We start from the raw sequence: 14,193 nt of genomic DNA, 5'->3' as shown, positions 1-14,193 counted from the left end.
CGATCCTTGTAAAGTTGTAGTGAGCGGGCTTGCCCCGCGCTGGGCTGCGCAGCAGCCCCAAATAGTTGGCGATGATATTTATCGGGAGGAATGCGGCGACGGTAGTGGGGCCGCTACGCAGCCCAACGCGGGACAAGCCCGCTCACCACAGGAAGCCCGGACACGGTAAGAAACCGTTTCAAGCCTTGATGAAGTGCTTGCGGTAATGCTGCAACTCGGCGATCGACTCGCGAATATCGTCCAGCGCCAAATGGGTGCTGCCTTTGTGGAAGCTGTCTTTGACTTCCGGCGCCCAACGCGCGGCCAGTTCCTTCAAGGTCGACACATCCAGGTTGCGGTAGTGGAAGTAGCTTTCCAGCTCCTTCATGTGGGTATAAAGAAAGCGGCGGTCTTGGCAGATGCTGTTGCCGCAGATCGGCGATTTGCCCTTGGGCACCCACTTTTCCAGGAAGGCGATGGTTTCGGCTTCGGCCTCGGCCATGCTGATGCGGCTGTCGCGCACACGCTGGGTCAGGCCGGAGTTACCGTGGGTGCGGGTGTTCCACTCGTCCATGGTGGCGAGAACGGCGTCGCTGTGGTGGATGGCGATCACCGGACCTTCGGCCAAGGTGTTGAGGTTGCTGTCGGTGACAATGGTCGCCATCTCGATGATGACGTCGGTGTCGGGGTTCAGACCGGTCATTTCCAGATCGATCCAAATCAGGTTCTGTGGGTTTTGCATGGCTTGATTCTCTTGGCACCTTGGCGTAGCTGCGCAGTTTAGCAGGCGGGGCCGTGCTAGACTCGCGACCGTTTTACCCAACCTTTGCATTATCAACACGGAACACCAATGGCCAAACGCCAGCTCAACCGTCGCCAAAACTGGCGCATCGAAAAGATTCAAGGCGAACGCGCCGCTCGCGCCGCCAAACGTGAATCCTCCGCCGTGGAAGCGCTTGAGGGCGGCGACCTGGGCCCCGAGCAAACGGGCCTGGTGATCGCGCACTTTGGTGTGCAGGTCGAAGTCGAGGCGCTGGAAGGCGAACTGGCAGGCTCTGTGTCCCGCTGCCATTTGCGCGCCAACCTGCCGGCGCTGGTCACCGGCGACAAGGTCGTGTGGCGTGCAGGCAACCAGGGCATCGGCGTGATCGTCGCCCAGCTGCCGCGCACCACCGAACTGCGCCGGCCCGACAGCCGCGGCCAGCTCAAGCCGGTAGCGGCCAACGTCGACATGATCGTGATCGTGTTCGCGCCGCTGCCCGAGCCCCATGCCAACCTGATCGATCGCTACCTTGTAGCCGCCGAGCACGCCGGCATTCGCCCGCTGCTGCTGCTGAACAAATTCGACCTGATCGACGAGCAGAACGCTCCGGCGCTCAATGCCTTGCTGGCGGTCTACCGAACCCTGGGTTACCCGGTGCTGGAAGTCTCGGCTCACCACGGTAACGGCATGGAACAGCTGCAACAGCAGTTGGACGGGCGCATCAGTGTGTTTGTCGGCCAGTCCGGCGTAGGCAAGTCATCGCTGGTCAACAGCTTGCTGCCGGAAGTCGACACCCGTGTCGGCCCGCTGTCGGAACTGTCCGGCCAGGGCACCCACACCACCACCACCGCGCGACTGTTTCACTTCCCCGGCGGCGGTGAGCTGATCGACTCCCCTGGCATCCGTGAATTCGGCTTGGGCCACGTCAGCCGCAGCGATGTGGAAGCGGGCTTCATCGAATTCAACGACCTGATCGGTACATGCCGTTTTCGCGATTGCAAGCATGATCGCGAGCCGGGCTGTGCGTTGCTCAAGGCCTTGGAAGATGGGCGCGTGCAGCAGCAGCGGATGAACAGCTATCGGTCGATTATTGCGAGTCTCCCGGAGAGCAGTTACTGAGCAGGCATGCCTTGATACATATAAATGCCAATGCAGAGCGCCCTATTCCATTGATTTAATGGGAGTTGGCATCAAGAATTCAGCATAACTGGGTGGCTCGTCGACACAAGCCAGCTTGAATTCGGAATTTCTGATGCCCATAATCGCTCCGTCACCAGCGAAAGCTGGCAGGAGTCTGGATCCTTTCGGGTTGATCCAGCGGCGCAGAAGGGGCGAAGCAAGCTCCACTGCGTGTCGAATGAAGCCGCCTTCGGGCGGCTTTGCTTTTTGTGGGACATTCACGAGTGGCTCTCTACTATCACCCGAAACAAGGCGATGTTCTTCTGTGCGATTTCACCCGAGGCTTCGTGGCACCGGAAATGCTGAAAATCCGTAAAGTCGTCGTGATATCTCCTACCGCCACTCACAATCGAAAACTGTGCACCGTCGTACCGATCTCATCTACCGCACCAGAAATTCAACACGACTGGCATCATTTGCTACGCACCAATCCGCTTCAATCCGACGGCTACAAAGAGCTGTGGGTGAAGTGCGACATGATTTACACAGTCAGCTTCGAACGGCTCGACAAACTCCACAGAAAGACTCGGTCCAAAGGGCGAGAGTACTTCGTACCTCGATTGTGCTCCGACGATATGCGGGGGGTGATCAGCGGTGTTAAAGCGTACCTGCCACTCTGAGCACACATGAAAACGCCCCGTTCATCGGGGCGTTTTCATTGGTGCGGCGCACGGCATGAACCTTAGGAACCCGCCTTAGGCACCGTAGGATCCTTCATCCCACCATCATCAAACAGGTTCAGCTTCTGCCGCAGTTCGTGGGCCGGCAACGGCTCCTGCCCCGGCGGGATGGCGTTCGGGTCAGTCGGCACTTCGCCGGGTGCGCCCGCGCCTGGGGTTGGCACAACGGGCGGCTGATCACCTTCAATCGCACGCTGGGCCTTTTTGGTCAGCACCACGATGTCGATACGCCGGTTGATCGGATTGAACGGATCCTTGGGCTCGAATAGCTGCGAGGAGGCAAAACCCACCACGCGCGCCACTTGCGGGTCGGGGTAGCTGCCTGCCACCAACGCACGGCGGGCGGCGTTGGCGCGGTTGGCCGAGAGTTCCCAGTTGCCGAAATCACCCTGGCCGGCATACGGCTTGGCGTCGGTGTGGCCGCTGATGCTGATCTTGTTCGGCACCGCCTTGATGGTGTCAGCCATGGCCAGCAGGATGTCTTCGAAGTAAGGCTTGAGCCGCGCGCTGCCGGAATCGAACATCGGCCGGTTGGCGGCATCGGTAATCTGGATGCGCAGGCCTTCGGGCGTGATCTCGAACGAGATCTGATCCTTGAATTTGAGCAGCTGCGGATTTTCATCCACCTTGGTCTGCAACTCTTGCAGCAACAACTCCAGGCGTTCCTGCTCGACCTGCTCGGCCATGCTCTCGACCGTGTCACGCTCGATCGGGATTTTTTCCTGCGGGGCCTCGGTCTTGACCTCTGGGTTGATGGTGCGCTCAGGCGCCAACTGCGGCGAGCCGCCCAGGTCGATCACAAACGGCGTGCCACTTTCCGAGAAGCCAATCGGGTCTTTGAAGTAGCCGGCGATGGCGATCTTCTGTTCGGGCGTGGCGGTAGACATCAGCCACAGCACCAGGAAGAACGCCATCATCGCCGTCGCAAAGTCGGCGAAGGCGATTTTCCAGGCGCCACCATGGTGCCCCGCAGCGAAGCGCTTGACGCGCTTGATGATTATCGGCTGGTTGTTTTCCATGGCTTAGCGACCGCGAACCGCTTGTTCCAGCTCGGCGAAGCTTGGGCGATGCTTCGGGTACAACACCTTGCGACCGAACTCGACCGCCAGCGATGGCGGCATGCCGGACGCGGACGCTACCAGGCTGGCCTTGATCGATTCGTACAGGTTGATTTCTTCCTTGGCATCGTGAGCCAGGGAGGTGGCCAGCGGGCCGAAGAAACCATAGGCCGCGAGAATACCGAAGAACGTACCCACCAGCGCCGCACCTACGTGCATGCCGATGGCCGCTTGGTCACCTTCGCCCAGGGATGCCATGGTCACCACGATACCGAGCACCGCCGCAACAATACCGAAGCCAGGCATGCCGTCGGCGATGCCGGTCACGGCGTGGGAAGGGTGTTCCAGCTCTTCTTTAAGGCTGAACAATTCCATGTCGAACAGGCCTTCCAGCTCGTGGGGGGCCATGTTGCCGGAAGACATGATGCGCAGGTAGTCGCAGATATAGGCGGTCATGCGCTCATCTTTGAGCACGGCCGGGTATTTGGCGAAAATCGGGCTGGCGGCGGCGTCCTCGATGTCGGCCTCGATGGCCATCATGCCTTCGCGGCGGCTCTTGTTGAGGATCTCGTACACCAGGCCCAGCACTTCCAGGTAGAAGGTGTGGGTAAAGCGCGAACCGAACATGGCCAGCGATTTCTTGACCACGTGCATGGTCATGTAGCCGGGGTTGGCCTGCAGGAAGGCGCCCAGTGCCGCACCACCAATGATCAGCACTTCGAAAGGCTGGATCAGTGCCGCAATTTTACCGTGGGACAGGACGTACCCGCCGAGCACGCTCGCGAAGACGACGATGATGCCGATAATTTTAGCCATAGGAGATGAGTACTTGCGCCGTCGGGTTCATGGACATATTTGGGGGAACTGGAAAACTCTTGTTCCTCTTATCGGCAAAACTGCGCCAGACTATAGCCCGTTAAGGCGAAAAGCCAGTTCGGCCCGCTCCGGGCGTGTTGACCGCAAGTGATGATCGCGCCCCAATCATGGCTAATGAAACGACAGTCCCATCTGTAAGACCTTCCTCTCTCGCCGCTTGGATCAAGCGTCTGGACGACGTACTGCTGCCCGTTCCTCAGGCCAGCCATGACCGAGTGTGCAAAGCCATCCGCGACAGTCGCAGTTCGTTGCGAGATATTGCCGAACTGATGCAGAACAGCCCCGCCCTGGTGCTCAGCGTGATGCGCGAGGCCAACAGCCACACCCATGGCAGCCTGGCGGAACCGGCGGAAAACCTTGAAGTGGCGCTTAACCGCCTGGGCCTCAAGCGCGCCGAAGAACTGCTCGCACGCCTGCCCTCGTTGCCCGCTCAAGAAATTCCCGTGGCATTGCGCCAGCTGCTGCTGGTGAGCCAGCACGCGTCGCAGCAGGCCAACGGCTTGTTCGGCAGCCGTCTGGCGCGGCTCTGGCAGGACATTCACTGGGGCAGCCTGCTGTTTCTGTCGCCGCTGTGGCCGATGGCCGTTGCCTACCCCAAGCTGCTTGAAGAGTGGGAACTGCGCGTCATCCACAAAGGCGAGCCTGCACGCAAGGTCGAGCAGGAACTGTTCGGCGTGCGCCTGCTGGACCTGTGCCTGGGTCTGACCGAAGCCTGGCACCTGCCGATCTGGGTATCCCAGGGCTATACCCTGTTGCTGCGCGAACAACGTTTGCTGGTCAAGGCGCTGCATATCGCCCGCGAAGACGACCCGTTGCGCCACCAGCAATTGCTCGACGCCGAACCCAATCTGCGCCGCTGGCTGAACCAGCCGGCCAATACCGTGCTGCTGGCCAATGGCCTGGCGATGTCGGCCCAGGAGTCCTGGACCTGCCCGCACACCCAACGCTGGCAATACCTCACCGCCCTGTACCTGCAACAGCCCTTGGCAGAGGTGCAGCAACACTCTCACCAACAAGCCGTGACCAGCGCCCGCACCGCCCTGATGCCCGACCTCTGGCACCCGGCGCTGTCGCTGATCTGGCCGTGGCACGTACAGAAGATCCATCGCGGCCTGCTGCCGGCGCCGCCACCGACTGCCGAGGCCCTGGCCGTTTGGCGCAACCGCTGCACCGAACTGCTCGTAGAGCCGAGCCGCTTTGCCAATGCCATGCATTTGAGCACCTGCGCCAAGGAAGCCCTGGTGGCCAGTGGCATGCAGCGTGTCCTGTTGTTCATGGCCGATCGCGCCCTGAGCACCTTGCGCGTACACCAGGCCGACGGCCTGCCCAAAGACGCCGCCAACCTGAGCCTGGACGTGGTCAACAGCACGCTGCTGCAACGCCTGCTGGAAAAATCCGCCCAAGTGCGCCTGACGCCTGACAACCACGCGCAGTTCTCGGCCTTGCTGCCGCCGATCCTGCGCCGCCTGTTCACCGGTGAACACCTGCTGTTGCGCTCGATGAGCTGCAATGGCCGCGTGGTGATGGTGATGGTCGCCGACCAGGGCGGCGGGCCGTTCTCGGAAACCACCGTGCAGGCCTTCGGCAAAACCGCCCAATGCATCGAGAAAGCCCTGCACAGCTTTACCAACCGCAGCGCCTGATGCTTGCGCTACAATCGCCGTCCTTTATCGCCAACATTTGTGCCCAGGAGACCTCACATGCCTGACTTCTCTGGCTTGCCGCTGGTGATCGAATCCAGCGACCTGCTCGGCAGACTGGATGCCGAGCACCTGATTCTGGTGGACCTCACCAGCGCCGCCCGCTACGCCGAAGGGCATATCCCCGGCGCGCATTTCGTTGACCCCAAGCGCACCCAACTGGGCCAGCCGCCGGCACCCGGCCTGCTGCCCAATAAAGCCGACCTGGAAAAACTCTTCGGCGAACTGGGCCACACGCCCGACGCCACCTACGTGGTGTACGACGACGAAGGCGGCGGCTGGGCCGGGCGTTTTATCTGGCTGCTCGACGTGATCGGCCACCAGAAATATCACTACCTCGATGGCGGCCTGCTGGCGTGGCTGGAAGATAAGCACCCTGTTTCCACTGATGCCCCAGCTCCGGTCGGCGGCCCGGTCAGCCTCACGTTGCACGACGGCCCCACCGCGACCCGCGAATACCTGCAAAGCCGCCTCGGCGCGGCCGACCTGGGCATCTGGGACGCACGCGGCCCGCTGGAGTACTCCGGTGAAAAGGTGCTTGCCGCCAAAGGCGGGCACATCCCCGGCGCAGTGAATTTCGAGTGGACCGCCGGCATGGACAAGGCACGCAACCTGCGTATCCGCCGCGACATGCCGCAAATCCTTGAAAACCTCGGGCTGACAAAAGATAAAGAAATCATCACCCACTGCCAGACTCACCACCGCTCTGGCTTCACCTACCTGGTGGCCAAGGCGCTCGGTTATCCGCGAGTCAAAGGTTATGCCGGTTCCTGGGGCGAATGGGGCAACCACCCCGACACCCCCGTTGAGATTTAAGGTTTAAGGACAGTTATGAAAAAGCAGTTGTTTATCCTCAGCCAGTACTTGCTGCCGCACCACCTGCTGTCGCGCCTGGCGGGCTGCATTGCCGAGTGCCGCGTGCGTTGGTTCAAGAATGCATTCACTACCTGGTTCGCCAAGCGCTACCAAGTGGATATGTCTCAAGCGTTGGTTGAAGACGTGACCGCCTACGAGCACTTCAACGCCTTCTTCACCCGCGCCCTCAAGGATGGCGCGCGCCCACTGGACCCAACTCCAGGCGCGGTGCTCAGCCCGGCCGACGGTGCGGTCAGCCAGCTCGGACCGATTGAACATGGTCGTGTGTTCCAGGCTAAAGGCCATAGCTTCAGCGTGCTGGAGTTGCTGGGTGGTGATGCGGCTGTAGCAGCACCGTTCATGGGCGGGGATTTTGCGACAGTTTATCTGTCACCCAAGGACTACCACCGCGTGCACATGCCACTGGCCGGCACCCTGCGGGAAATGGTCTATATTCCGGGCCGCATCTTCTCGGTCAACCAGACCACCGCCGAAAATGTGCCGGAGCTGTTTGCGCGTAACGAGCGCGTTGCCTGCATCTTCGATACCGAGCGTGGTCCGATGGCCGTGGTGTTGGTGGGTGCGATGATCGTCGCGTCGATTGAAACCGTATGGGCTGGCCTGGTAACACCACCGAAGCGCGAGCTGAAAACCTTCCGCTACGACGAAGCCGCACGTGCGCCGATTCACCTGGAGAAAGGCGCGGAGCTAGGCCGCTTCAAGCTGGGTTCGACCGCGATTGTGCTGTTCGGGCCGGATCAGGTTAAGTGGTCTGAAGAACTGCTGGCGGGTTCGCCTGTGCAGATGGGTCAAGGCATCGCACTGCCGAAAGCCTAATTCCAGAGCGGTAAAGATCCAATGTGGGAGGGGGCAATCCCCCTCCCACACTCAGTTACAGCTGACCGTCGCGGTCGCGAAAGCCCAGCAGATACAGCACGCCATCCAACCCCAACGTCGAAATCGCCTGCTTGGCCGATTGCTTAACCAACGGCTTGGCACGGAACGCTACACCCAAGCCGGCAATCGCCAGCATCGGCAAGTCATTCGCTCCGTCGCCGACCGCAATGGTCTGCTCCAGACGCAAGCCTTCCTTGTGGGCCAACTCCTTCAGCAGATCCGCTTTGCGCTGTGCGTCGACAATCGGCTCCACCGCCACGCCCGTCACCTTGCCATCCACCACTTCCAGCTCATTGGCGAACACATAGTCGATGCCCAGCTTGGCCTGCAATTGCTTGGCGAAGTAGGTGAAGCCGCCGGACAGGATTGCAGTCTTGTAGCCCAGGCGCTTGAGTTCGGCGAACAGGGTTTCGGCGCCTTCAGTCAGGCGTAGCGAGGCACCGATAGAGTCCAGCACGCTGACATCCAGGCCTTTGAGCAGCGCCAGACGTTCTTTGAAACTGGCGCGAAAGTCCAGCTCCCCGGCCATGGCGCGCTCGGTGATCGCCGAAACCTGCTCACCCACGCCCGCGGCCTTGGCCAGTTCGTCGATGACTTCCGCTTCGATCAGCGTGGAGTCCATGTCGAACACCGCCAGGCGACGGTTGCGACGGAACAGCGAGTCTTCCTGGAAGGCGATGTCGACATTCAGCTCCTGGGCCACGCTGAGGAATTCGGCGCGCAGGGCCTGCGGATCGGCCGGTTCGCCGCGCACGGAGAACTCGATGCAGCCCTTGCCCTGGTCAGCAGGCGTGTCCAGGGGCATGCGGCCCGACAGACGGTCGATATGGTCGATATTAAGGCCGTACTGCGCCGTGATCGAGCTGACGCGCTGCAGTTGTTCGGCGGTGACCTTACGGGTCAGCAACGTGACGATATGGCGCTTCTTGCCCTGGCCGGCCACCCAGTGCCGGTAATCCTCTTCGGATACCGGGGTGAAACGCACCTGTTGGTCGAGCTTGTACGCGGTAAAGAGGATGTCCTTGAGCACTGACGAGGCCTGCTCGGTGCTAGGGATTTCCACCAGGATGCCGAACGACAGGGTGTCGTGGATCACCGCCTGGCCGATGTCGAGAATGTTCACACCACCCTGGGCCAGCACACCGGTAATGGCAGCGGTAAGACCCGGACGGTCTTCGCCAGTGATGTTAATCAGGACAATTTCGCGCAAGGCGCACCCCCAGGCTGGAAAAAAACCGCATTCTACCCACTTTCAGTGACCATCGGGCACAGCCAGCGCTTTGCCGGTCTTGGGCCTGTCGCTATACTGCGCGTCAACTTCACGGACCGAGAGCCGAGCGCAAGTGAACCGGCCCACGCCAGTAAAAACCGATAACTTCTTCCTGCTGATCTTCCGGGCACTGCGCCACCGCCGTGTACCGATCGCATTACGCATCGCCAGCCATAACGTGATCCTGGTCGCCCTGGCCCTGGTGATCTATGCCTGTGTGATGGGTTTGCAGTTCAAACAGGCGATGCACGAGCAAGCCGACGCCCTGGGCGAGAGCCTGACCACCCAGACCGCCACCTCGGCGACTGAGCTGTTGGTGTCCAACGACATCCTCAGCCTCAACGTGCTGCTCAACAACCTGACCAAAAACCCGCTGGTGGCCCACGCCGCGATCTACAGCGTGGACAACCGCATCATGGCCGAAGCCGGGCAGCGCCCGAAAAACGGCCTGCTGGGTGAAGCCGAAGGCCTGTACCAGAGCAACATTACATTCCAGGATGTGAAGGCCGGCCAACTGCGCATCAGCCTGGACATGCAGCAATTCCAGCAGCCGATGACCATCAGCCTGCAAAGCATGGGCATCCTCAGCGCGATCCTGCTGGCACTGGCACTGGCCTTGAGCCTGCGCCTGGGCCGGCATATCTCCACGCCCTTGATGCAACTGCGCATCTGGCTGCGGGATATCGACGAACATACCCCGGCCACCGACCGCCAGGATGAGATCGGTGACCTCGCCCGCCAATTGCACGCCAGCTTCGCGCCGGAGCCAGCGCCCAAGGCTGAGCCGGAACCTGAGTTCGACGACACCGATTACGACGACGAGCCAGAGTTTGAAGTGCGCAACCTGCGAGATCCAGGCTTCGATGAAAGCGCGCCGGTGGCAGGTCTCAAACCCGCTACACGCAAGGTAATCCAGGCCGAAGAAGACGAGCTGGACGACGAAGACCCCTTCGCCGACCTGCGCGACACCTCTGTCAGCAGTCCGGCCATCGCGCCCAAGCCCGCACCGGCAAGGAACACCGAGCCCCAGCACAGCGCCGTACTGGCCGTGCAACTCGGTGCCCAGGACCAACTGCGCCGCCTGCCCCGCGCACGCCTGACCGAATTGCTGGAACGTTATCGCGATTGCCTCGACCAGGCCGCCTCGCTGTACCAGAGCGAACTGCACACCCTGAACGATGGCAGTACGCTGATGCTGTTCCACAGCGAAGACAGCGGCGAAGACTACCTGACCAACGCCATCTGCTGCGGCGAGTTGCTGCGCGCCCTGGGCCATGCCCTGCAGATCGAAGTGGCGGACAGTGGCATCACTCTGCAACTGCAACTTGGCTTGACGGTAGGTGACGACCTGTTCGGCATGAGCCAGATCGATCTGCTCCTGACCGAGATCGCCCAGGACGCCCTGGCCCTGTCGCAACACAGCCGCAACCTGCTGCTGGTGGAGCGCAAGATCAGTGAGGACACGCTGATCCGCCAACGCGCCCGCATCCGCCCGATTGCCAGCCCTGAAGGCGCAAGCTGTGTGGAGCGGCTGATGGAGCCGTACCCGTCGATGCTGGAGCGCCAATTGGCGCGGATGCACGAGACCCGCAAGCCCTGAAGAACACTGCAGGGCTAATGTGGGAGGGGGCTTGCCCCGATAGCGGTGGTTCAGTTAATGATGTGCCAACTGATACTCAGCCATCGGGGGCAAGCCCCCTCCCACAGTTAATCGCACACAAATAAAAAGGCCCGCTGAATGAGCGGGCCTTTTTATTTGTGCGATTCAGATCAGAACCTGAACACTTCCATATCCGTACGGATCGGCGTAGCCATCGGCATTTTAGGCTTCTGCGGTTCTGCTGGCCTGGCCTGCACCGCCGGGGCTTGCTTGCGCGGCGCCTCGGCAATCGGCGGCTGGTTGGCCAATGGCTTGAGGGCCACCGACAACTGCTGCGCCAGGTTCTGCAACAGCACGCCCTGGGCCTGGACCTGCGACGCGGTAGTGCCGGCGTGCTGCTCCTGCAAATGCACGATGCGGCTGTCGCGCACCTGGCCACGACGGTCGATCAAGCGCCACTGCGCATCGAGGATCGCCGGTTGCGAAGCCCCCGAATCCAGCCGCGTAATGGTCAGCAAAACCTGCACATCCGGCGAAAAACCGGCGGGCGCAGGTGAGAGGACCACACGCTGGCTGTCCAGATGACCGGCTACCTGGCGCAGCATCAACTGGTTGATGTCGGACGACAAACTGCCCGCCCAACGACCATCGGTGGAACCTTGCAGGCTGCCGTCGTTCTGACGTTGCAGCAGGGTTTCGCGTTGCAGGTAGTCGGCGACAACCACCGGGCCCAGCAGAACCGCCATACCCGCACTTTGTGCGGGTTGCGCCGGACTTCCGCTGTCCAGCTGGTACAGCGACACCGGTTGGTGTGTGCTGCAACCCGCCAGCCCCAAAAGGCCAGCGAGCATCAAAAATAGAGGAAGGCGTGGAGCAGTCATCATCCCATCCAGGTGGCTGCCACAAGGCGAACCACAATGTAATACTAAAAATAACCTAAACACGCTCGGCCACGCCGGCGCTGGAAAGGCCATATCATCCGTGAATATGCGCCGTGACTCCAGCGCCAAAGCGTCGATCTACGCTTTAAATCGTAGATCGAGGGCTCTAGTACGCCTTAAACGGGCGTTTCCACCAGCAATGCGTCTACCCGCTGGAAACCTCGCGGCAGTTTATTACCACGCCGGCCACGCTCGCCCTTGTAGTGCTCAAGGTCATCGGGACGCAGCGACAGCGTGCGTTTACCGGCCTGAAGTACCAAAGTAGCGCCCTCCGGGATCACTGCGATGTCGGTCACGTACTCTTCGCGACTGGCCACCCGCTCCCCTGGAATACCAATAATCTTGTTGCCCTTGCCTTTGCCCAACTGCGGCAGATCACTGATCTTGAACACCAGCAAGCGCCCTTCGGTAGTCACCGACGCCAGCCAATTGCTCTCACGGTCATCCACCGGTCGCGGCAAGATCACCTTGGCGCTGTTCGGCAGGCTCAACAGCGCCTTGCCCGCCTTGTTCTTGGCCTGCAGGTCTTCACCCTTGACCACAAACCCGTAACCGGCGTCGGAGGCAATGACATACAGCGAGTCATCATCCGGCAGCAGCACGCATTCAAAATTCGCCCCTGGCGGCGGCGTCAGACGCCCGGTCAACGGCTCGCCCTGCCCCCGCGCGGACGGCAAGGTATGCGCCGGCACCGAATAGCTGCGCCCCGTGGAGTCGATAAACACCGCAAACTGGTTGGAACGCCCGGCTGCGGCGGTTTTAAAGCCATCACCCGCTTTGTAAGACAGGCCAGTGGCGTCAATATCATGCCCTTTGGCTGAACGAACCCAACCCTTTTCCGACAGAACGACGGTAATTTTCTCGTTAGGCAGCAGTTCGGTTTCTGTCAGCGCCTTGGCTTCAGCGCGCTGCACGATTGGCGAACGACGGTCATCGCCATAGGTTTCGGCGTCTTTGATCAGCTCGCTGCGCACCAGCTTTTTCAGCTTGGCTTCGCTGCCCAGCAGGGCTTGCAGCTTGGCTTGTTCCTTGAGCAACGCGTCCTGTTCGTCACGTAGCTTCATCTCTTCCAGTCGCGCCAATTGACGCAAGCGGGTGTTGAGGATGTAGTCAGCCTGGATCTCGCTCAGCTCGAAGCGCGCAATCAACTCGGCTTTCGGGTGCTCGGCGGTACGGATGATGTGGATCACTTCATCCAGGTTGAGATAGGCGATCAGCAAGCCATCCAACAGGTGCAGGCGGCGTTCGACCTTGTCCAGGCGGAATTGCAGGCGGCGACGAACGGTCTGTACCCGGAACTCCAGCCACTCCACCAGCAGGTTGCGCAGGTTTTTCAGCTGTGGCTTGCCGTCCAGGCCAATGATGTTGACGTTGACCCGGTAGCTGGACTCAAGGTCCGTGCTGGCGAACAGGTGCTGCATCAGCACTTCGTGATCGACCCGGCTGTTGGTCGGAATGATCACGATGCGGCATGGGTTTTCGTGGTCGGACTCATCACGCAGGTCGGCGACCTGAGGCAGTTTCGACGGTTTGGCCTGCATCAGCGCGGCGATCTGCTCCAGCACCTTGGCGCCGGACACCTGGTGCGGCAGCGCGGTGACAATAATGTCGCCGTCCTCGATGTGGTAGACGGCGCGCATGCGCACCGAGCCCTTGCCGGTTTCGTACATCTTCAGCAGGTCGGCACGCGGCGTGATGATTTCCGCTTCGGTCGGGTAATCCGGACCCTGGATATGCTCGCAGAGCTGCTCGACCGTAGCTTTTGGCTCATCCAGCAAACGCACGCAAGCCGTGGCGACTTCCCGCAGGTTGTGCGGCGGTACGTCGGTGGCCATGCCAACCGCAATACCGGTGGTGCCATTGAGCAGGATATTCGGCAAACGTGCAGGCAACACCAGAGGCTCGTCCAGAGTGCCGTCAAAGTTCGGGCCCCAATCCGCAGTGCCCTGGCCGAGTTCGCTGAGCAGCACTTCCGAGTAACGCGACAAACGCGCTTCGGTGTAACGCATGGCGGCGAAGGACTTGGGATCATCCGGCGCGCCCCAGTTACCCTGGCCATCTACCAGCGTGTAGCGGTAGCTGAACGGCTGCGCCATCAGCACCATGGCTTCATAGCAGGCCGAGTCGCCGTGGGGGTGGAACTTACCCAGCACGTCACCGACGGTACGCGCCGACTTCTTGTGCTTGGAATCGGCATCCAGGCCCAGCTCGCTCATGGCGTAGATGATGCGCCGCTGCACAGGCTTGAGGCCGTCGCCGATATGCGGCAAGGCACGGTCCATGATCACGTACATGGAGTAGTTGAGGTAGGCATTTTCGGTGAAGTCAGCCAGCGACCGGCGCTCTACGCCGTCTAAGCTGTCTGCGAGGATGTCACTCATGCGGGCCTCATCAT

At 61.0% G+C, this 14,193-nt stretch carries 12 protein-coding genes; 6 read left to right on the top strand and 6 right to left on the bottom strand.

Annotated features, from left to right (window positions below):
• Positions 1 to 178: 178 nt before the first annotated feature.
• Positions 179 to 721, bottom strand: coding sequence for an oligoribonuclease (gene orn / locus AB3G88_RS02560; protein WP_099583682.1), 543 nt, complete (start codon positions 719 to 721; stop codon positions 179 to 181).
• A gap of 108 nt (positions 722 to 829) precedes the next feature.
• Between orn and rsgA the strand changes: the two genes are divergently transcribed.
• Complete coding sequence (gene rsgA / locus AB3G88_RS02555; RefSeq protein ID WP_003171340.1) at positions 830 to 1,861, top strand: small ribosomal subunit biogenesis GTPase RsgA; 1,032 nt, start codon at positions 830 to 832, stop codon at positions 1,859 to 1,861.
• 284 nt (positions 1,862 to 2,145) lie between these two features.
• Entirely contained in the window at positions 2,146 to 2,541 is a 396-nt protein-coding gene (locus tag AB3G88_RS02550; RefSeq protein WP_480453088.1) for a type II toxin-antitoxin system PemK/MazF family toxin, read from the top strand.
• A gap of 62 nt (positions 2,542 to 2,603) precedes the next feature.
• Here AB3G88_RS02550 and motB read toward each other — a convergent pair whose 3' ends face one another.
• The gene (gene motB, locus AB3G88_RS02545) at positions 2,604 to 3,620 is read right to left on the bottom strand and encodes a flagellar motor protein MotB (protein ID WP_099583684.1); all 1,017 of its coding nucleotides are present in this window, start codon (positions 3,618 to 3,620) and stop codon (positions 2,604 to 2,606) included.
• Between the two features lie 3 nt (positions 3,621 to 3,623).
• Positions 3,624 to 4,475, bottom strand: coding sequence for a flagellar motor stator protein MotA (gene motA, locus AB3G88_RS02540; RefSeq protein WP_099583685.1), 852 nt, complete (start codon positions 4,473 to 4,475; stop codon positions 3,624 to 3,626).
• Between the two features lie 167 nt (positions 4,476 to 4,642).
• Between motA and AB3G88_RS02535 the strand changes: the two genes are divergently transcribed.
• The 3 genes from AB3G88_RS02535 to asd are packed head-to-tail and all read left to right on the top strand — an operon-like array spanning position 4,643 to position 7,927.
• The gene (locus AB3G88_RS02535; protein WP_480453086.1) at positions 4,643 to 6,178 is read left to right on the top strand and encodes an HDOD domain-containing protein; all 1,536 of its coding nucleotides are present in this window, start codon (positions 4,643 to 4,645) and stop codon (positions 6,176 to 6,178) included.
• Positions 6,179 to 6,235: 57 nt separating this feature from the next.
• Entirely contained in the window at positions 6,236 to 7,051 is an 816-nt protein-coding gene (locus AB3G88_RS02530; RefSeq protein ID WP_250925991.1) for a rhodanese-like domain-containing protein, read from the top strand.
• Between the two features lie 15 nt (positions 7,052 to 7,066).
• A complete protein-coding gene (asd, locus tag AB3G88_RS02525; RefSeq protein ID WP_099583687.1) occupies positions 7,067 to 7,927 on the top strand; it encodes an archaetidylserine decarboxylase in 861 nt (286 codons plus the stop codon).
• 55 nt (positions 7,928 to 7,982) lie between these two features.
• Here the strand turns inward: asd and serB are convergent, their stop codons facing one another.
• A complete protein-coding gene (gene serB / locus AB3G88_RS02520) occupies positions 7,983 to 9,197 on the bottom strand; it encodes a phosphoserine phosphatase SerB (RefSeq protein ID WP_099583688.1) in 1,215 nt (404 codons plus the stop codon).
• Positions 9,198 to 9,330: 133 nt separating this feature from the next.
• Between serB and AB3G88_RS02515 the strand changes: the two genes are divergently transcribed.
• The gene (locus AB3G88_RS02515) at positions 9,331 to 10,857 is read left to right on the top strand and encodes an AhpA/YtjB family protein (RefSeq protein ID WP_480453082.1); all 1,527 of its coding nucleotides are present in this window, start codon (positions 9,331 to 9,333) and stop codon (positions 10,855 to 10,857) included.
• 170 nt (positions 10,858 to 11,027) lie between these two features.
• Here the strand turns inward: AB3G88_RS02515 and AB3G88_RS02510 are convergent, their stop codons facing one another.
• On the bottom strand, positions 11,028 to 11,738 hold the full coding sequence (locus tag AB3G88_RS02510; protein ID WP_178075326.1) for a PqiC family protein: 711 nt from the start codon (positions 11,736 to 11,738) through the stop codon (positions 11,028 to 11,030).
• 176 nt (positions 11,739 to 11,914) lie between these two features.
• Complete coding sequence (gene parC / locus AB3G88_RS02505) at positions 11,915 to 14,179, bottom strand: DNA topoisomerase IV subunit A (RefSeq protein ID WP_480453080.1); 2,265 nt, start codon at positions 14,177 to 14,179, stop codon at positions 11,915 to 11,917.
• Positions 14,180 to 14,193 lie beyond the last annotated feature (14 nt).

This window comes from Pseudomonas arvensis (genome assembly GCF_056688935.1).
This window is presented reverse-complemented; position numbering and strand designations above follow the sequence as displayed.